We start from the raw sequence: 20,415 nt of genomic DNA on the forward strand, positions 1-20,415 counted from the left end.
ACACTAGTGTTAACAAACAATCGAATTACAAATATATGAATTTTTGGAATATAGCAAGGCCGGAAGAGTCTCCGGTCCTTAAAAAAACTTTGTCTATTATGAGATTGACGACATTATTCTCTATCGCATGTTCACTTCAGATCTCGGCCTCTGTCTATTCGCAAGAGACAAAGTTGTCTTTGGACGTTAATAACCAGACAATAAAGGAGGTTCTTTTCAAGATAGAGAAACAGTCTGGCTTCCGTTTTATCTACGAGAGCGAGAAGGTTAACCTGAATAAGAAAGTATCTGTACATGTGAAAGAGCAGACGGTGGAAACCATTTTAAAGCGTCTTTTCGCAGGGGAAGGCGTAAAGTATGAGATTACGGAGAATAATTTCATCTTGATTAATCCCTCTACAAAAAACGAGAAAGCCGCCCCTTCCTCACAAGCCGTTTTGCAAAAGAAGAATTTAGTGCAAGGTGTAGTGACCGACGAGAATGGAGAACCTATTATCGGTGCGAACGTAGTTGAGAAAGGTACTACCAACGGAACGGTTACGGACCTTGATGGAAAATTTACGATGGAGGTATCGGAAAACGGTGTCCTTCAAATCTCTTACATCGGATATGCCATGACGGAATTGCGTCCCGGCAAGGAAGCGAATTTGAACGTGAAGTTACGGGAAGATGCTTTGCAAATGGATGAGGTTGTAGTTGTCGGTTATGGTACGGTAAAAAGAGCGAACTTGGGTGGTGCCGTATCTACGGCCGACGCGAAAGCGTTTGAATCTCGTCCGATTCAGAATGCGGCTCAGGCTTTGCAGGGAGAGGTACCCGGTTTGACGATTACACGTGCCGGAGGCGCTCCGGGTTCGGACATGACCATGAAGGTTCGTGATGTCTCTTCTATCAACGGTGGTACTCCCCTTGTTTTGATTGATGGAGCGGAGGGAAACATTAATATGATCAATCCTTCCGATATCGAGAATATTTCCGTATTGAAAGATGGTACGGCCGCTATTTACGGTGCTCGTGCCTCGGATGGTGTTATTCTGGTGACAACGAAAAGTGGTAAGCGCAATCAGAAGACATCTGTTGCTTTTGATGCATATTACTCTATTAAGACTCCTGCGTTGTTAAGGAAACCGGCGAATCTATTACAACATGCGGAGATGGCCTTGGAGATCACCGATGGATCATTCACTCCAGAATACACGAGAGATCAATTGGACCTGATCCGGCAGAATAGTGATCTGGTGTTGACTGATGCGGAATGGGGGCGTTGGACCGGTTATCCGCAATTCTTCAAGGATCAAGACTGGAATGATATGCTTATTGGCAATGGTAATATGCAGAATTACAATGTCAATATCTCCGGCGGTGGAGAGAGATACTCGTATATGTTGTCTTTAGGCCATCAGCGGGAGGAAGGTATCCCTAAATTTGGTGAGGATGTGAACAAGCGTTACTTCGTACGTGCTAAATCGAGCGTCGAGATCTTCAAGAACTTGACTTACGATCTTAATTTAGCTTATGAGGCAAGCAACAGGGACTATTCCTCGGGTTTGACGGAAGGACAGAATATATGGGAACTGATTTATAAGACTCGCTCTTGGACTCCGATGTACAATCCGTCGGGAACTTTCTATACATTCGAGGGTTTCGATAATCCGGCTCAAGTATTGGAAGACGGGGGTATGGTGAATAAGACTACAGGTAATATAACGGTCAACAACCAATTACGCTGGAAAGTGATCGACGGATTACAATTGGTGGGGCAAGCCGTGATCCGTAAGTATGATCAGGATGAGAACGTGACGAACAAGAAAATCACCAATTACGATTGGGATAATAACGAGGTCCGGGAGAAACGTACGCCGAATAGCGCGGAGCGTCGTTACCAGAAAACTTTATCCAAGAACTTCACGCTCTATGCTGATTATAAAAAGAACTTCAATGACCGGCATGATTTAAGCGTGATGGTCGGTACTTCCCATGAGTCTGAGAACTATGATAGGTTCACGGCGAAGCGTATTAACTTCGACCAACAAGAAAATATGTCTTTGCAATTGGGTAGCGCCCAAGATCAAAACGCTTGGAGCGAGGGAAATCAGTGGACGATTAATTCTTTCTTCTCCAGAGTGAATTATACGTTTGCCAATAAATATGTCATCGAAGGAACGATCCGTGCGGATGGTAGTTCCCGTTTTGATCCGGATCACCGTTGGGGATGGTTCCCGGGTGTAAACGCGGCTTGGCGTGTCGGGGAAGAAGGCTTCATGAAAAGATTGGGTTGGTTCGAGGACTTGAAGGTAAGGGCTTCTTATGGAGAGATGGGTAATCAGTCTGGTATCGGATTGTATGATTATATTCAATTGATCTCTTTATCGAACGATTATTATCCTTTCGGGGCTGGCGTAAAAGGACAAATGGCTACGTCTGGAAATATTATTTCTACCTCTCGTACATGGGAGACGATCCAGACAACCAATGTGGGATTTGATTTCTCGACGCTCAATAACCGTTTATATGGATCGTTCGACTACTTCTGGAAAGAGAATAAAAACATGCTTATCCCGAAGACATATCCTTCTATGTTAGGTGCGGACGCTCCGAGCACGAACAGCGGCCATTTAAGTATTCATGGATGGGAAATCTCTCTAGGCTGGAGGGATCAGATCAAGGATTTCAGCTACTCGGTTCGCTTTAATATCAGTGACGCGAAAAACAAAGTCGTGGATCGGGTTGGAAGTAACCTGATCAAATTAGGTAATAACGAGACTCCGACCGGATATCCGTTGAATTCCTATTTCGGATATGAATTTGATGGAATCATCCAGAATGAGCAAGAATTGGAGGCGTATAAATCTCGTTTCTCGGAAGGGGGTATCCCGGGTGACTTGAGCGTAGGTGACGCTATGTACAAAGACTTGGATGGAGACGGGAAGCTATCCGTATTAGGTGATGGTAAAGAAGGCTCCGGTGACGTGAAATACTTGGGCGACAAGAACCCGCGTTATAATTTCGGCTTTAACCTGAGTATGGCTTGGAAGGGATTCGATTTGAGCGCTTTCATACAAGGAGTCGGCCGTAGGACGATGTTCTTGGAAGGGGAGAGCCGGTGCCCGATGCCAGAGGCATGGTATCAATCCGCCGAGTATTGGTATGGAAAGACTTGGACCCCGGAAAGAACGGACGCCCAGTATCCGGCGATCACGTTGAAGGATAAACGAAACTACAATTATTATGTATCTACGAACACGAAGTTTAACGTTGCGTATGCTCGTTTGAAAAACTTGCAGTTCGGTTATACGATCCCGCAGACTTTGACCTCGAAGGCCGGTTTGCAGAAGGTGCGGGTGTATTTTTCCGGCGAGGATTTATTCGAGGTACATAACACGCCAAATGGTTGGGACCCGGAGGAGAACAGCGGTAGCATTACTTCCTATCCGTTTACCCGTAATTATTCATTTGGTATAAATGTCGTATTTTAAAAATTAAAGCGAAAAGTCATGAAAAACTATCGGATAATATTGGGAAGCTTTATTGTTTCCGCTTTGTTCTTGTCAAGTTGCCAAGATATAGACCTGTTGCCAAAAGATAATATGCCGGACGAGCTATTCTGGAAAACCCCGGATGATTTCGAGAAAGAGGTCAATTGGCTCTACACACGTACCGAGACGTTCGGCACGAAGGATACGGATAGCGATATCGCCTATGAGTTGAACGAGAATACGACGAGCAACGGTACGTTGATCGCACCGAATACGGATGCCCTATGGGACTCTACTTTCATAGACCTGCGTCAGAGCAATATGATTATCGAGAAGAGCCAGACGTACGAGGGCGATCCCTCGGAGATCGAGCGGTATGTGGCTGAGGCCCGTTTCTTCCGTGCTTACTCGCATTTTCGGTTGATGGCGAAATACAACGATATCCCTATCTTGACGAAGGTGCTTACCGTAGATTCCCCGGAGTTGTATGGTTCTAGGAATAAGCAACAGGAGGTGGAAGACTTCATCTTGTCGGAACTCAACGAGGTGTATGCTAAACTACCCTTGCAGAGTGAGTTAAACTCGGATGAGGCGGGACGTGTAACCCAAGGCGCTGCCTTGGCGTTGAAAGCGAGGGTTGCCTTGTTTGCCGGGACTTGGGCGAAGTATCACCAGCACCGTTCGGACTATCAGCAGTTGTTGCAACAAGCGATCGATGCCGCTGCAAAAGTGATCGATAGTGGTGAGTATGCTTTATATGAAGGCTCTGGTGAGGAGAGCTACCGCTACTTGTTTATCAATGCGGGCGATAATTCAAAAGAGGGTATCTTCGACAGTCGGTACGAGACGGATATCCGCCACCATAGCGACGCGTGCCCTGTATATTGGGGATGGCGAGGGACGCCTACCCGTAAGCTGGCCGATATGTATTTGTGTAAGAGTACGGGATTGCCGATTGAGAACGCTAATTCCGGATTTGAGGGATATGCCACGATCAAGAGCGAATATGAGAATCGTGACCCTCGTATGAAACAGACCTTCTTGATGCCCGGAACCGACTATATCAGTCCGCAAGACGGCGCCTTGACCTGCCCGCCGCAATTTACCATACGTCCCGAGACACGTACGGGTTATAAGTTGTGGAAATATATGGCGGAGACTTCCGTTCCTTCTGACAAGGATGTATATGATTATCACATCATCCGTTATCCGGAGGTATTGCTGATATTGGCTGAGGCCACTTACGAGAAAGACGGGGCGATCAGCGATGACATCTTGAACAAGACGATCAATGTGATCCGTTCCCGGAAAGGCGTGGAGATGCCTCCTCTGACCAACGCTTTCGTGAAGAGCAATGGGTTGGATATGCGGACGGAGATCCGTCGGGAACGTACGATCGAGTTAGCGTTCGAAGGCTTCCGCAGGGATGATTTGAGACGTTGGAAGACGGCTGAGACGGAATTGATAGGTGCCATAAAAGGCATTAAGCTGAAAGGTTCGGAATACGAGAACTTGGATGTCTTGAACGAGGGAAATCCCGGTTTGACAGACGAAAATGGATTCTTGATTGTGGAACCGGCGGAGAATCGTAACTTTGTGACCCCGAAGCATTACTATTATTCCCTTCCGTTGGATGAGTTGTATCTGAACCCGAACTTGGCTCCGAACAACCCGGGGTGGTAGGGTAATGCCTTATATTCCGGTAAAAATGGCCTTGCACTGGTGTAAAATGCCTTTTTAGATCTAAGAAATGGCTTTTCACCCTCGCGAAGTACCTTTTAGATTTCTAAAAACGACTTTGCGCTTGTGAAATGCCATTTTTAGGTTTAAGAAATGGCTTTGCACCCTTGCGAAATGCTTTTTAGATCTCTAAAAATGATTTTACACCGGTGAAATGCCATTTCTAGAATATTTTATGAGAGTAAATGAATTTAAAATTGAATCGAATGTCATTCATAAAGAAGATAGGTCTTGTATGCTTTATCGTCTTCTGCTGTGCGGGATGCCGTAGCGCGGGAGAGAAACCGGTTGAGAGTGCGGCTGCTCCCCGTATTATCAACATCATCAATTTCATCCGCCAGACAGATTACCGGGTGGAGAACGCTGATAGTTTATTGTACGAGACGGTTTGTGAGCAAGTGAAATTGGTGAATAAATATGATTTACCGGCAACCTTCTTATTGCAGTACGATGCGTTGATCAACCCATTGTACCAAGATCTGTTGAAAAGTAAACTCAATGATCATTCCGAGATCGGCGCTTGGTGGGAACTTACGCAACCGCAGATCGAGGCCGCCGGGATCAAGTGGCGTGGCGAGCATTCTTGGGTCTCGCACGCGAATATCGCTTTCAGCACCGGATATACGAAAGAAGAACGGGAGCGACTGGTGGATGTCTATATGGCGAAGTTCAAGGAGATATTCGGCACGTACCCGAAATCGGTCGGCTCTTGGTTTATCGACGCGCATACCTTGGGGTATATGTACGATAAATATAAGATCGTGGCGTCGTGCAACTGCAAGGACCAAGTGGGGACGGATGGTTATACCCTATGGGGTGGTTACTGGAACCAAGCCTATTACCCGAGCCGGGTAAACGCCTATATGCCGGCGCAGACCGAGGAGGGGCAAATCCCCGTTCCTATTTTCCGTATGCTGGGCAGTGATCCTATTTATCAGTATGATGATGGTCTGGGACAAGAGCGTCAAGGGGTGATCTCCTTGGAACCCGTGTATGAGAAGGCGGGCATGGATCGCCGCTGGGTGGATTATTTCTTGGAATCGATCGTGGATCAGCCTTGTCTGGCCTTCAATTACGCGCAAGCGGGACAGGAGAACTCTTTCACGTGGAGTAATATGAGCAAGGGACTGGAGATGCAGATCCCTATCTTGGACTCCTTGAGGAAGGAAAATAAGATCCGGGTGGAGACGCTGGGCGAATCCGGTGCGTGGTTCAAGGAATGCTTCAAGGTTACGCCGCCGACGGCTGTCACCACGTTGACGGATGTCCGTGGAGAAGGAAATAAGACGGTCTGGTTTAACAGCCGTTATTATCGGGCGAACTTATTGTGGGAGAAGGGAACGTTCCGCTTTAGGGATATCCATCTTTTCGACGAGAGCTATAAGTCGGCTTATCTGGAAAAGCCCGGAGACGGGAACCAGTTCCTATTCTATACGTTGCCCGTCGTGGACGGATTCATGTGGAGCGAGGGACTCGATCGTGCCGGGCTTCGGATCGTCCGATTAGACAAGGATGGAGATAAGGAGGAACTTACCTTGGACCATCCGGTAGTGACGGAGATAGGCAAGGATACCTTGGTAGTTTCCGCCGAAGACTCAAAAGGCCATGCTTTCAAGATCACCTTCTATGAGACCCGCTTCGAGGTAGCCGCTCTGTCAAAGGAGGCGGATTTCTCATGGGCTTTAGAGCTAAAGGCCGCAGCAGGGAAGGAGCTACCTTTCACCGTTATAGAGGATAAGGCGGTCAACGCTAGCTTCGATGGTTTTAACTACGTGATCACTTGCGAAAAAGGCCATATAAGGAAACCTGAATCTGGTTCGGATTATGTCTTTAGGATGTTTCCGTCGGATCAGGAAATAGTAATAGATTGTACAAATGCGAGAAAGTAATATGAATATATCAGTTGGGAGAAAATGGGCGATCGTATGGATGGTCTCTGTGCTCAGTGGTTTTCAATTAAGGGCGGCGGATCCTGTGGTCGTCCCGGCGAATACGGAACCGCTGACGATAGAAGGAAATCGTTTTGTCACCTTATGTATCATGATACGTACGACGCCTTGGGAAGTCTCCCGGGATGTCAAGTTACATCCCCGCGATGAGGTGGATTGGCATACGCTTGCGGGAGTGCGGGCCTTGCGGGAGGCTTTCGCCACGAATAACCCGAACGGTCGTCTTACATGGGGATTCACGATGAATGCCTTGGAGGACGGACGGAAGAATTACCGGGAGATCCGTGATTATGTAGTGGAGTGCCAAAAGAAATATGGGGATGAGGTTACTTATTTCCCCGGTTATTTTCCTGCGATGTATCTACCCCGTGAGCGGGTAAACCGTGAGATGTCGGAGGCGATAGAGATCATTTCTAAAATGGTAGGAAATGGTTATCGTCCGCAGTCAATTATGGGAGGTTTCTTATCGGCCGATAATTTGAGATATTTGGCGGAGAAAGAGAATATCCATGTGGCGCACGCCGTGATCTGGAGCCAGCATAATATAGACGGTGGTGGTGCTGACGGTTCTCCTTCTTATCCTTTCTATCCCTCGACGGAACACTTCTGCAAGCCGGCGCAGGGAAAAAGCGATTTCATCGATTGCGTGAATCTGGATGGCTGGACGATGGACTTTATCTGTGCCCGCCGTAGCGGACAGACCGGACATGGTATCGATGGATACAACAGCCGTAGAGGTGTCGGCCCGATCGAGACGTACAAAGGTTGGGGGCTTGACTTGGGGCATCGTGAGGTGATGCACACGGAAGCGATTCACTTTGATAAAGGTCTTGAGTTGAATGGCTTTGGCTGGGTCGCCAATATCTGGGAGGCGCAGATGGTACATGAGTTCGGGAAGGATCTCATCTGTGATGCCATGAAGATGTGGGTAACGGGTACCAAGGAACGCTGGCCGGATACTCATTTCGTTACGTTCGGAGAATTTGGCGAACTTTGGAGAAAACAATATAAATCGAACGACGACTGGAACTATCGCTTCGTAGAACGTGGCTCTGGTTTGGGAGACTCTTATAATAATTTGGAGATAAAATGGTTTATGAATAAGGAATTCCGCTTGGCCTTATTACGTGATTGGCATACGAAAAATTCCCCGGCTTACGTCATCGACTTTACCCGCTATGATTTGCCGGCTCATGAACCTGCCGATCCGACCCCGACAAAACCGGCTAAGGATTGGAGCTTGATCAACAAAATCAACCAAAAAGGTCTCCGCCCGCAAGATAAGCCGGTCTTGATCGATAAGTTGGAGAAAGAAGATCAAGATTTGATTCGGAAATATTATCCGGAATTATTTAAATAGTTGGTTTATGAAAAAGATTACCGTTGTTTGTTTAGCTCTTTGCTCCTTTCTTTTTGGGGGAGATCTCTTCTCCGTAAAGGCGCAAATCCTAGAGAAGTTCACATTGCCTACTCCATGGACAGAGGAGGCATTGAAGGCTGAGATTCCTTTACCGGAATATCCGCGTCCACAGATGGTGCGTTCGGAATGGTTGAATCTGAATGGTATATGGGATTATATGGGAGGAAAAGACCTGCTCGATCCTGTTACGGCGACCACTCCTCCAGCCTTTCCCGCGAAAGTAGAAAAGATACGTGTGCCGTATCCTCCGGAATCGGAATTATCCGGTATAGCTCGTGGGGGTGATACTTGTCTGTGGTATAAGCGTAGCTTCTCTGTTCCTCAAGCATGGAAGGGCAGGCATGTATTGTTGAATTTTGGGGCTGTAGATCGGATCTCGTCTGTGTTTGTCAACGGTAAGAAGGTGGGTACCCATACGGGAGGGTACGATGCTTTTAGTTTAAATATTACTGATTATTTGAAATCCGGTGAAAATGTCCTTGTGGTAGGTGCTTATGATCCTAACGACGGCCGGGCCGCTTCGGGCAAGAACGGCTCACGTGGAGATTATATTTTTACCTCCGGTATCTGGCAAACCGTTTGGCTTGAACCGATAGAGAAACAATATATTTCTCAGATTAAGCTTGTTCCCGATTTAAAAAATAATCGGTTGGAAGTAATTGCTTATACGGAGGATAAGGAGTTAAAGGTAACGGCTATCGCGGATAATGGTACTTCAGAGGTGGCAAGAACCGAAGGAAATTCCAATATGAGTTTTTACTTGCCTATCCGGGAACCCCGTCTATGGAGTCCGGATGATCCTTTCTTGTATGGTTTGAAATTACAGTTGAAAGATCGAAAGGGTGAGATAATAGATGAGGTATCTTCTTATTTTGGTATGCGTTCTGTTAGTATGGGAAAGGTAGATGGTGTGCTTCGGCCTTTATTGAACGGGGAGTTTGTTTTCCATATCGGTCTTTTAGATCAAGGCTATTGGCCCGATGGTGCGTTTACCGCCCCTACCGACAAGGCTTTGTTATATGATATAGAACTGGCGAAACGTGCGGGTTTTAATGTAATACGCAAGCATATCAAAGTAGAGCCTCAACGTTGGTATTATCATTGTGATAGGCTTGGCTTGATGGTTTGGCAAGATATGCCGAATCTTTGGGAGCCGGATGGTGAGGATTCCGTGGCGGTTCGTAAACAGTTCCGTGACGAATTGAAAGTGATGATCGACCAACACGTCAGCTCGCCTTCTATCGTGATGTGGGTCCCGTTTAATGAGAATTGGGGAGCCTTTGAAGCGACAGACATCACAGCTTGGGTGAAAAAGTACGATCCGAATCGTTGGGTAAACGGTATGTCGGGATATAATTACGCTCCGGGCTATCGGAAAGCTTATGGAGATCCCGGAAATGGAGATTTCGTGGATATGCATCATTATGGCAAGATCGAGCCTAAGGCGATCCCCCGTCCCGATGATAAACGTGCTGCGTCCCTTGGCGAATTCGGAGGAAAAGGTCTATTTGTGCGTGGGCATATGTGGCCTGTACGCAATGACGCTTATGAGATGATGTTGAATAGAGAAATCTTGACCGATACCTATGTATTAATGCTTACCGAGCTAGAGCAGATGATAAACTATTTCGGACTAAGCACGGCCATCTATACGCAGACTACAGATGTGGAACATGAGATAAACGGCTTGGTCACTTATGACCGAAAGGTGGAAAAGATGGATCTGGAGAAGGTTAAATACATCAATCAAGAGGTAATCAAATGTACACGGGCAAAATAAAGAATACCTAGTTAAGTTTATGGGAGTGTCCTCGGAAAAGGACACTCCTTTTTTATATATTTGGGCATCTTATTTTTCATGTTATAAAAAGGTTGGTAAATGAAAAAAATCGTTGTTGCTTCCGATTCATTTAAAGGCTCAGTATCTTCGATTGAAGTGGCTGAATGTGCCGAGTTGGCGATCCATAAGGTTTTTCCGGATTGCGAGGTCGTGAAAATCCCGGTTGGGGATGGGGGAGAAGGTACCGTGGAGACTTTGATTACGGCGATGGGTGGAGAAGCCGTATCTTGTGTCGTACATGATCCGTTGATGAGATCGGTCGAGGCCACTTATGGGATACTGGGAGATAATCGTACGGCGGTTATCGAGATGGCGACGGCGAGTGGTCTTACGTTAGTGCCTGTGTCGGAACGTAATCCCTTGAGAACAACGACGTATGGAACCGGTGAGTTGATAAAAGACGCTATGGATCGTGGTTGCCGGGATTTCTTGATAGGAATAGGGGGAAGCGCAACGAATGACGGAGGAACCGGTATGTTGCAGGCCTTGGGTTTTCGTTTTCTTGATAGAAAAGGGAATGAGCTGGGATTGGGTGGGCAGATCCTTAATCAGATTTATGAGATAGATTGCTCAAGGGCATTATCGCAATTGCGGGAAACTTCATTTACCATAGCCTGCGATGTGAATAACCCTTTTTATGGTGAGAAAGGGGCGGCGTATGTCTTTGCCCGCCAAAAGGGAGCGGACGACGCTATGGTCCGTTTGCTGGATGAGGGCTTGCGAAATTTTGCGGAAGTCATAAAAAGAACGGGACGAATAGAGATAGACGACATTCCGGGTGCGGGAGCCGCAGGTGGTTTAGGTGGAGGATTTGTCGCTTTCCTAAAGGCTGAACTTAAACCCGGTATCCAGATGGTTCTGGATGCCTTGCGTTTTGATGAATGTATACGGGGGGCGGATCTAATTATTACGGGAGAAGGTAAACTGGATAAACAGACTTGCATGGGAAAGACCCCATTCGGAGTATTGCAGGCAGGCATGAGACAGGGTATCCCGGTTATCGTAATGGGTGGTTCCGTAGAGGAGGTAGAGGCGCTTAATAAATCCGGGTTTCTGGCGGTCTTGCCACTTCTTCCTTATCCGGTTTCCTTGGAGCAGGCGATGGATAAGGATTTCACTTGCTGGAATATTGGGCGTGCCTTGGAACAACAATTGCGTGTAATCCAATACTATATGAATCACTAACACATGGGTATAATGAGTGCATGGGGAGCTTTTATCGGATTATTAGTGTCATTCTGGTGCTACCGTGCTTGATCATTTACCGCATGGATCGTTCTTCCACGCTACCGGTGGGGTAGCGGATATAAGCATTCGTGAGCGGTTGAGGCTGATTCCTTATGAGACCGCAATCGGCGCTATTTTGGCCATTGGGACTATAATAGCTTATCTTACCGTAAATTAGTTCTTTTCGTGATGAGGCTTATTCTTTTCGTTTTGGAGTTTGAAAGTATTGCGGCGTTTAGTGCCACCATTTACTTTCGCGTTATCAAACTTGAAAAAACGAATAAGAATAAAAATTATTACGGATATGGAAATGAATAAGACACTTGCTTCGTCCGGTGGACGTATTACGGTAATCGACGCTCTGCGCGGCTTCTCCTTGATTGGTATTTGCTTGATTCATGCGATGCAGCATTTTGGCGCTATGGGGACGATGGCTCCCCAAGCCATGTTCCCTTGGGAAGGGACGCTGGATGAGATTTTTCGGTGGTTTATTAATTACTTGGTGTTCGGCAAGTTCTTCATTATATTTTCTTGCCTGTTTGGTTTGAGCTTCTTTATCCAGATGGATCGGGCAGCTCAAAAAGGTGTTGATTTCCGTCCTCGTTTTTTATGGCGATTGGTATTGTTGCTTGTGATTGGTTTTGTTCATGGTTTATTGGTCCGTGTAGATATTTTGTTGGTGTATGCGTTGCTTGGTTTTGTATTGGTATTGATGTATAAATGGCCTACTAAATTATTGGTGGGAATCACCCTTTTCCTTTTCTTGGGCGGTGCCTCGCTAATTCCCGTAGCGTATAAGGCTGTAACGGCTCCTGCCGTCGAGCAAGTGGTGGAGAGACCGGCTGCCGCACCTATCGCTCGTGCTGAGGCTCCCCGGCGAGTCCCGACATTAGCCGAGACCATTGAGAACAACGCTTGGGACGGATTGGTAGGAAAAATGAATTTCCAGTTTGCCAGCGGTCGTATCTATCTGACCTTGGGATTGTTTATCCTCGGATTTATCGTAGGCCGAATCCGCTTGTTCCAACGCATGGATGAGTTCCGTAGCCGTTTGAATTACGGGGCGTTGGTCGCGTTGGTTTTAATCGGCTTGTTGTATCTGCTAAAACCTTATATACCTGCCGCATCTTGGCGTGAGGTCTCTATCAATGCGTGGATGAGTGCTACGACAACTAACTTGATTAATCTGATGACGGCTTATCTGTGGGTGGTGTTGGTCTTAGAGGCTTACCGCTCGGTAAAAGTTCAAAATGCCATGAAGCCATTGGTTAGTTATGGGCGTATGGGATTGACAAACTATATCGTACAGTCCGTGACCGGTGTCTTTATCTTCTCCGGTTTTGGCTTGGATTGGAGCCATTTGGGTGTTTTCTTGAGTGTATTGGTCTGCCTTGGATTTACGGCCATACAGATTGCCTTTAGCCAATATTGGCTGTCCGGCTTGCGCTACGGCCCGATGGAGTGGTTATGGCGGACAGGCACGTATATGAGATGGCAACCCATCCGTTTGGGTTAAGCCGGAAAGCTTTGTTCTCAATACAAATTCCGTACAATAAGACCACTGATGAGTCTAGTGTATAAAATGCTAAAAATCAGAGTCAAAAAAGCACGATGATCTTTCATCCAAAACACGTACGACTTTTTGAAAAAACATGTACGTGTTTTGGATGAAAGTCGTACGTGTTTGTCCCGAATCCTTCCACAGAAAACCAGAGCACATATAAAAATTTACAAGAAGCTTCATTTAAACGGAGCGGTAAATGAAAAAGCTGTGGATGGAAGATTGTATTATTAGAAATAACAGTTTTAATTTTCATTTTAAAACCTAATCTTTGCGATGAGATGGATGTTCGGGAGCGCTTAATAGTGCAAAAATTACGTAATGGCGATCAAGATATGATACGTATTTAGGAAGAGTTCTTGGCAAAGGCAGCTAAACATCATTTCCTTTTACCCGTTTATTGGCTGGAGCTGCCGATTATCATTTAGGCGGGTTTCGGGCTCTTCCGAAAGACAAGTTTAAGATACAACAAAGTAACCCTTATGTCACTAGTACTCGCTGCCATATGCTAGCCCTCGGTAAAAGAGATTATAAAGTAACTCTTTATAAAGATGTGAGAGACACAGATACCAATCCTAATCATCTTATCAAAGATACTTTAACTGTTACCGCAAAGGATAAAATAACAGTACCGCTCGCTTCAGATGGTGGTGCCGCTATGCATATTCAACCCGTATCCTTTTGATAAACTTTATTCTAGATAGAAAAGAGGTTCACTTCAAAAGGAAGGTAGCCTCTTTTCTAGTTATAATACGGGAACACGGCATGTAATTCTCTAGAGAGTTTTGCTTTGAATAGTTTACGATAGTTTTGCTTCATCAATTTTAATTTTCATCTTTGTAGGGAGACAGATGCTAGAGAATCGTTATTATTAATTACAATCTCATGAAGAAACTATTATTTCAGACAACCTTGTTTCTATTATTATGTAGTTGCATAAGTAAAATAGAAAAAACACCAGTAGATTATGTGAATAACCGGATTGGGAATATCAGTCATTTACTTGTGCCTACCTATCCCACTACCCACCTGCCTAACAGCATGTTGCGAATGATTCCGACTCATAATGAGTTTACGACGGATCGTATGGAGGGACTGGCCCTAAATAGTCCTTCCCATAGGCAAGGCCATTCATTGTTGCTGTTGCCTTATAGGGGGGACGTTAAGGAGTTCGGTGGGAATTTAAAATATCGATATGATCATGAGAAATCTACGCCTTATAATTATTCGGTGTATTTGGATGATTTCTCCGTAGGGGTGGATTTTGCGCCTGCTGCTAAATCGGCGATCTATCGTTTTCGGTTTGAGGATTCGGATCGACGGTTGATTTTGTTGAAAGCCAATGGAAAAGGAGAGATCGATATAAAGGATGGAGCTTTGTGTGGATATGATAATTTCGCCGGGATAAAACATTATTTTTATTTGGAGTTTGATGCCCAGCCCATTCAAGTTGATAGCCTCTCTCATTCTTTGGTATTTGCTGAATTTCCGGAATCGAAGGATGTGGTAAATGTTCGTTATGGAATTTCTTATATTGGAGTAGAGCAGGCCAAGCGGAATTTATATAATGAAATCAATGATTTCAATCTGGAGAAATTGGCCTCGCAAGCTCGTGATAAATGGAACGACGTGTTAGGCAAAATAAAGATTGAAGGAGGCACGGAGGATCAAAAGACCACATTTTATACCGCCTTGTATCGGGCGCACGAAAGAATGATCAATATTTCTGAAGATGGTAAATATTTTAGTGCGTATGACGGAAAGGTACATGAAGATAATGGGGTGGATTTTTGGGTGGATGATTGGGTATGGGATACCTATCTGGCCCTTCACCCGTTGCAAGTGTTATTGAATCCGGAGGCTCAAGAACAAAAACTGGCGTCTTATATCCGGATGTATGAGCAATCCGGGTGGATACCTACTTTCCCTTGTGTATTTGGGGATGCGCATTGCATGAACGGTAACCATGCGGCAGGTGTCTTTGCGGATGCCTTGAATAAAGGCTTGCGGTTTGACGTGGAAAAGGCTTTCGAGGGTATGAAGCATACGGTGATGACTGAGTCCATGATCCCTTGGTACCGGGGACCTAAAACGGCCTTGGATGATTTTTATCATGAGAATGGCTGGTTCCCCGCTTTGCATCCGGGAGAAAAAGAAGAGTTTACGGAGGTAGGACCATTTGAACAGCGACAAGCGGCAGCCGTAACTACAGCCGCATCCTATGACGATTGGTGTATCGCCCAATTAGCTAAACATTTGGGAAAAGATGAGGATTATCGATTCTTTCAGGATCGTTCTTATAATTACCGGAATGTCTTTAACAAAGAGACTCATTTCTTCCATCCGAAGGATAAAGATGGGAAGTTTATAGAACCGTTCGACTATATTTTTTCCGGAGGTATCGGGGCTAGGGCTTATTTTGATGAGAATAATGCTTGGACCTATAATTGGGATGTACGCCATCATATTCAGGATTTAATAGATCTTTTTGGAGGCAACACTCCTTTTATTGAGAGATTGGATCAGTTATTTGTTGAGGATATGAAAATGTCAAAATGGCAATATTACGCTCTTCATCCGGACGCTACGGGCAATGTCGGGCAATTCGTGATGGGAAATGAGCCTAGTTTCCATATTCCTTATCTGTATAACTACGCCGGTCAACCGTGGAAGACGCAAAAACGGATTCGTATGCTTATGGAAAGTTGGTTCAGGAATGATCTGATGGGTGTTTGTGGTGATGAGGATGGTGGTGGAATGTCGGCTTTCTATGTATTCTCCGCTTTAGGTTTCTATCCGGTTTCTCCGGGAGTGCCTGTTTATACGATAGGTAGTCCTTTATTTGATAAATCGGAGATTCAGTTGGCGAACGGGAAAGTGTTTACCATGATCGCTCATGGGGTTTCGTGGGAAAATAAATACATTCAATCCGCTAAGTTGAATGGCGCCGAGTATAATAAGACGTGGTTTACTCATGAGGATGTCATGAAGGGAGGAACATTAGAATTGTTTATGGGAGACCGCCCTAATAAGAAGTGGGGAGTGGGAGAAGGTGCGAATCCTCCTTCTGGTGAGTTTGTCGATTGATTTGGTTTGACGGCATGATTCTACGGTCAAAGATTCGTGAAATCATTTTGTAGATGTTATCTTTGCGTAAGTAAGTTACGAACAAGTGATTTATTCGTAAGTGACAAATAAACAGGAGGAGATATATTATGGCAACGAAGCAAATTCCATATGGCCTGACGGATTTCGAGCGAATCCGTACCGCCAATTATTATTATGTTGATAAGACTCGCTATATTGCGGAGGTGGAGCGGAACGCAAGTTTCTTTTTCCTTATCCGCCCGCGCCGTTTCGGGAAGTCGCTATTCTTGAATGTCCTCAGATGGTATTATGACGTGAACCGTAAGGATTCTTTTGAGGAACTCTTCGGCGACTTATATATCGGCTCCCATCCGACCCCGGAGCAGGGACAATATCTTGTACTGGATTTCAATTTCGCAGGCGTGAACCCAGATCCTGACGAGTTGATCCGCTCTTTTAATGATCACTGTGCCGCTCGTTTCCGGGAGTTTGCCTACTACTACGAACGTTTCTTCAATCCGGGCTTCCGGGAGAAAATGGAGAGTCTGCCAAATGCTGACGAGAAGTTGACCTACACGATCAGTGAGGCTAAACGCTTGAATCTCTCTATCTATCTCTTCATTGACGAGTATGATAACTTCACCAACGCTATCCTCGCCAATATGGGTGAGAAGCATTACAAGGCATTGACACACGGTACGGGCTTCTTCCGTTATTTCTTCAACAAACTGAAAGAAGGGGCTACGGGCGATGGCCCTATCAAGCGCATGTTTATCACTGGGGTATCTCCAGTGACGATGGACGACGTGACCAGCGGTTTCAATATCGGAGCCAACATGACGACAGATTACCGCTTTAATGGAATCATAGGTTTTAGCGAGGGAGAGGTACGGGAGATGCTGGCCTATTACAAGAGCGAGACAGGTTTTGAGGATAGTGTGGACGATCTGATCAACTTGATGAAGCCGTGGTACGATAACTACCGTTTCTCTACGAAGAGTCTGGACGAGCCTATGTACAACTCGGATATGGTACTGTATTTCATCAGCAATTACCTGCCCTTGAGATCGGCCCCGGATAAGATGATCGACAACAACATCCGCACAGACTACAACAAGCTCCGCCATTTGATCCGTCTCGACAAGCGGTTCGGCACGAACGCTTCGATCATCCAGGAGATCGTGAACAACGGCGAGACCACCGCAGTAATCAAGGATGCTTTTCCTGCCGAGGATATCGCCAAGCCGGACAACTTCAAGAGCCTGCTTTACTATTTCGGGTTGCTCTCCATCAAGGGTACCAAGCGTGGAGATACCCTTCTGGGCGTTCCCAACCTGACGGTACGTGAGCAATTATATACCTATCTGATCGAGGCTTACCGGGAAGCGGATGTCTTCTCAATAGAGCTATACAAGCTTCATGATCTGGTAAAGGACATGGCTTACGACGGAGACTGGAAGCCTGTGTTCGAGTATTTTTCCTCCGAGCTGGAGCGGCAGAGCGCTATCCGCGAGTTCATAGAGGGGGAGGCGCACGTGAAAGGTTTCCTACTGGCTTATCTAGGCTTGACCCGTACCTATATAATTTATCCGGAGTATGAGGCCAACAAGGGGTACGCCGATTTCTACATGATGCCCGACTTGATCCACCAGCCCGAGATAGGCTTTAGCTATATCGTGGAGGTGAAATACGCCCGTCGGGACGCTTCCGAAACGGAAATCGAGGCGTTGAGAGCCGAGGCCGCCATCCAGTTACGCCGTTACGCCGCAGACCCGAAGGTTCACGCTACTAAGGGGGATACGGAGCTTCGTCTTGTCACCTTGGTCTTTAAGGGTTGGAAGCTTGCTGTTTGCGAGATGGACTTGGCTTGATTTTGTTTTTATGCTATTTTTGATGGTAGATAATAATACGTTTAATCATCAAAAAAGGAGATATGAGCAAGAGAAAGAATAACCGCTTGGGCAAGGCGGGCATCACATTTTATACCTATGCCACCGAACGCATCCGGGAGAAACGTTTAGCGGGGAAACATAACACTGCCGATTTATATAGGACGACCCGTAATTGGATCTGCGCCTTTCTGGGTAGGAGAAACCTTTTTTTCCCGGAGATAACCCCGGGCTTAATAAGCCGTTTTGTCGCTTATCTGCAATCCGCCGGTTTGCGAGTGAATACCGTGAATACATACCTCAGCAACTTTCGCTCGATTTATAACCAAGCTTGCCGGGATGGTCTGTTGCCGGCTTGCGTCGTATCGCCTTTCGCATACTTGAACTTGAAGCGGGAAAGAGCCGGATCTAGGGCGTTGGGAAACGAGTCGCTCCGGGAGATCGTGACCTTGAAGTCTGAGGAGCCGGATTTGGCGTGCGTGATCGACTATTGTACGTTCGCCTATTTATCTTGCGGCATGCCTTTCGCGGATATGGCTCGCTTGACTACGGCGAACCTGTATGGCGAGGAGATCGTATATCGGCGTAAGAAGACGGGGACCTTAATCCGTGTCGGGATAACAGCGGGGATGCGGCGGTTGATTAATAAGTATGCGGACGCTTCTTCCCCGTACCTTTTCCCTATTTTATCTCCGGGTAGAGAGGTAGGGCATGAGGAATACAAGGCGATACTGCGTTCGTATAATAACTCGTTGAAGAAGATCGGTCGTGCGCTATCTCGTCCCATTCATCTGACCTCGTATGTTTTCCGCCATACATGGGCAACGAACGCCTTGCGGAAACAAGTCCCTTTATCGATCATTAGCCAAGCGTTGGGGCATACCTCGGAAAAAACAACACGTTTTTATCTGGCCTCTTTGGAACAGTCAGAATTGAATCGTGCGAACGCTAGGGTGACGGAAGAGGTGGATTTGCTTTTGGCGGCTGGATGATACCCTTATTCGCGAAATAAGGGGAGGAGCCTATTCTGCATAAAAATTACCTATAATAGGCTATTTTCAACGGAAGGCTTGGCAAATGTAAAAAATATTATTGATAAACAATCACTTTTATCTATTTATTAAGAAATAGGAATTGAAGGGGATACAGATATCGTATCCTCTAATTAATCCAAATTTATGCTTATTGCGCATATATCGTGGATATGCGGTTAAAAATAGTGGTTATGCGTGTTTTTTTAGTTTATGTTGGACGTGCGATATCTCCTCCCCTTATTTCGCGAATAAGGGTGATAAACATTATTAAAAGGTAACGCCTCACTACCACGGGGCATTAAAGACAAAAAACATCATGGCAGAAGAAAAGACCATCTTGACCGTAGATCTGTACGACAACGTGTTAACCGAGAAAGCCGGTGATTACACCGGAAAGATCCGCATCACCGGAACCACGCGGACCTCAGACATCTCGAACCGCATCGTGAAGAAACGTACCGAGTATCGTCCGGAGACGATCACCAACATCCTCGACCTCTCCTACGACGAGATGATCGAGGCCCTCGCCCAAGGCCGTTGCGTGGTGAACAAGTTCGGGCAATGGCTGCTCACTATCAACGGCTCGTTCGACGGAAAGAAATCAGACTTCCGCTCTACGGAGAATAAGATCACCGTAATGTTCACCCCCAGCGCCACCCTCCTGAAGGCGCTAGAAAACATCTACGTGAACGCCGACGTAGCCACTGTGGGCCCGATGATCGAGAGCCTCACGGATTCTACCACGAAGGAGAAGAACCTCCATATCACTCCGAACGCCCCGGCCATCATCTTCGGCAGCACGCTGCTTATCAAGGGGGATGATCCATCTGTAGGCGTCTACTTCACCAAGGACGAGGAGGGCGCCACGCCCGTGAAGGTCTCCCTTATCGTACGTAACACCAAGAGCGAGATCATCATCCAGATCCCTCCACTCGCCGAGGGGCAGTACTGGCTGAGTGTCACTACGCAGGCAGGTGCGGGCTATTCTCTCGTAAAAGACCCACGCACCTACAAATTTCCCATACTCCTGACCGTTGGCGTAGGAGGAGGAGGCGACAGTGAAAGCCCGGACGAGATCTAGGCGCATAGCGGGATGGGAGAGCCTCTATACCTAGGGTAGGGAACACTGTTGCTCCCAGCCATGGGAACCGAGGCTTTCCCATGCCTATCAACCGGGGCTTTCCCACCCATG

General features: G+C 46.4%; 11 protein-coding genes and 2 pseudogenes. All 13 read left to right on the top strand.

What is annotated here, in order from left to right; all coding sequences use genetic code 11:
• Positions 1 to 35 precede the first annotated feature (35 nt).
• The 13 genes and pseudogenes from ACYIA1_RS16865 to ACYIA1_RS16925 all read left to right on the top strand — a co-directional run bounded on the left by ACYIA1_RS16865 (position 36) and on the right by ACYIA1_RS16925 (position 20,304).
• Complete coding sequence (locus ACYIA1_RS16865; RefSeq protein ID WP_333558125.1) at positions 36 to 3,476, top strand: TonB-dependent receptor; 3,441 nt, start codon at positions 36 to 38, stop codon at positions 3,474 to 3,476.
• Positions 3,477 to 3,494: 18 nt separating this feature from the next.
• Complete coding sequence (locus ACYIA1_RS16870; protein WP_005863532.1) at positions 3,495 to 5,159, top strand: RagB/SusD family nutrient uptake outer membrane protein; 1,665 nt, start codon at positions 3,495 to 3,497, stop codon at positions 5,157 to 5,159.
• Positions 5,160 to 5,422: 263 nt separating this feature from the next.
• Positions 5,423 to 7,105: a hypothetical protein gene (locus ACYIA1_RS16875; protein ID WP_413639520.1), complete on the top strand. Its 1,683-nt coding sequence runs from the start codon at positions 5,423 to 5,425 to the stop codon at positions 7,103 to 7,105.
• Positions 7,092 to 8,525: a DUF3863 domain-containing protein gene (locus ACYIA1_RS16880; RefSeq protein ID WP_480336017.1), complete on the top strand. Its 1,434-nt coding sequence runs from the start codon at positions 7,092 to 7,094 to the stop codon at positions 8,523 to 8,525. The genes ACYIA1_RS16875 and ACYIA1_RS16880 overlap by 14 nt, the downstream gene beginning before the upstream one ends.
• A gap of 7 nt (positions 8,526 to 8,532) precedes the next feature.
• Positions 8,533 to 10,365: a glycoside hydrolase family 2 protein gene (locus ACYIA1_RS16885; protein ID WP_480336019.1), complete on the top strand. Its 1,833-nt coding sequence runs from the start codon at positions 8,533 to 8,535 to the stop codon at positions 10,363 to 10,365.
• Between the two features lie 99 nt (positions 10,366 to 10,464).
• Positions 10,465 to 11,610 carry a glycerate kinase gene (locus tag ACYIA1_RS16890; RefSeq protein ID WP_480336021.1) on the top strand — a complete coding sequence of 382 codons (1,146 nt, stop codon included), beginning with the start codon at positions 10,465 to 10,467 and terminating at the stop codon, positions 11,608 to 11,610.
• Positions 11,611 to 11,659: 49 nt separating this feature from the next.
• A pseudogene (locus ACYIA1_RS16895) lies at positions 11,660 to 11,830 on the top strand (GntP family permease); the annotation flags it as partial.
• Positions 11,831 to 11,956: 126 nt separating this feature from the next.
• Positions 11,957 to 13,168 (top strand): DUF418 domain-containing protein, encoded by a 1,212-nt coding sequence (locus ACYIA1_RS16900; RefSeq protein WP_480336023.1) that lies wholly within the window; start codon positions 11,957 to 11,959, stop codon positions 13,166 to 13,168.
• Positions 13,169 to 13,598: 430 nt separating this feature from the next.
• A pseudogene (locus tag ACYIA1_RS16905) lies at positions 13,599 to 13,898 on the top strand (glycoside hydrolase family 97 C-terminal domain-containing protein); the annotation flags it as partial.
• 200 nt (positions 13,899 to 14,098) lie between these two features.
• Positions 14,099 to 16,300 carry a GH92 family glycosyl hydrolase gene (locus ACYIA1_RS16910; protein WP_259013200.1) on the top strand — a complete coding sequence of 734 codons (2,202 nt, stop codon included), beginning with the start codon at positions 14,099 to 14,101 and terminating at the stop codon, positions 16,298 to 16,300.
• Positions 16,301 to 16,428: 128 nt separating this feature from the next.
• Positions 16,429 to 18,171: an ATP-binding protein gene (locus tag ACYIA1_RS16915; RefSeq protein WP_005863511.1), complete on the top strand. Its 1,743-nt coding sequence runs from the start codon at positions 16,429 to 16,431 to the stop codon at positions 18,169 to 18,171.
• Positions 18,172 to 18,233: 62 nt separating this feature from the next.
• Positions 18,234 to 19,181: a tyrosine-type recombinase/integrase gene (locus ACYIA1_RS16920; RefSeq protein ID WP_009275201.1), complete on the top strand. Its 948-nt coding sequence runs from the start codon at positions 18,234 to 18,236 to the stop codon at positions 19,179 to 19,181.
• A 358-nt stretch (positions 19,182 to 19,539) separates the two neighbouring features.
• Positions 19,540 to 20,304 (top strand): DNA-binding domain-containing protein, encoded by a 765-nt coding sequence (locus ACYIA1_RS16925; protein WP_121960703.1) that lies wholly within the window; start codon positions 19,540 to 19,542, stop codon positions 20,302 to 20,304.
• Positions 20,305 to 20,415 lie beyond the last annotated feature (111 nt).

Source organism: Parabacteroides sp. KHUB-02, assembly GCF_056640955.1.

What these genes read in the sequence shown, in the direction of transcription:
- ACYIA1_RS16915 (WP_005863511.1), top strand. Translation starts at nt 16,429, where the DNA reads ATGGCAACGAAGCAAATTCCATATGGCCTGACGGATTTCGAGCGAATC.
- ACYIA1_RS16920 (WP_009275201.1), top strand. Translation starts at nt 18,234, where the DNA reads ATGAGCAAGAGAAAGAATAACCGCTTGGGCAAGGCGGGCATCACATTT.
- ACYIA1_RS16910 (WP_259013200.1), top strand. Translation starts at nt 14,099, where the DNA reads ATGAAGAAACTATTATTTCAGACAACCTTGTTTCTATTATTATGTAGT.
- ACYIA1_RS16865 (WP_333558125.1), top strand. Translation starts at nt 36, where the DNA reads ATGAATTTTTGGAATATAGCAAGGCCGGAAGAGTCTCCGGTCCTTAAA.
- ACYIA1_RS16900 (WP_480336023.1), top strand. Translation starts at nt 11,957, where the DNA reads ATGGAAATGAATAAGACACTTGCTTCGTCCGGTGGACGTATTACGGTA.
- ACYIA1_RS16925 (WP_121960703.1), top strand. Translation starts at nt 19,540, where the DNA reads ATGGCAGAAGAAAAGACCATCTTGACCGTAGATCTGTACGACAACGTG.
- ACYIA1_RS16890 (WP_480336021.1), top strand. Translation starts at nt 10,465, where the DNA reads ATGAAAAAAATCGTTGTTGCTTCCGATTCATTTAAAGGCTCAGTATCT.
- ACYIA1_RS16880 (WP_480336017.1), top strand. Translation starts at nt 7,092, where the DNA reads ATGCGAGAAAGTAATATGAATATATCAGTTGGGAGAAAATGGGCGATC.
- ACYIA1_RS16885 (WP_480336019.1), top strand. Translation starts at nt 8,533, where the DNA reads ATGAAAAAGATTACCGTTGTTTGTTTAGCTCTTTGCTCCTTTCTTTTT.
- ACYIA1_RS16875 (WP_413639520.1), top strand. Translation starts at nt 5,423, where the DNA reads ATGTCATTCATAAAGAAGATAGGTCTTGTATGCTTTATCGTCTTCTGC.
- ACYIA1_RS16870 (WP_005863532.1), top strand. Translation starts at nt 3,495, where the DNA reads ATGAAAAACTATCGGATAATATTGGGAAGCTTTATTGTTTCCGCTTTG.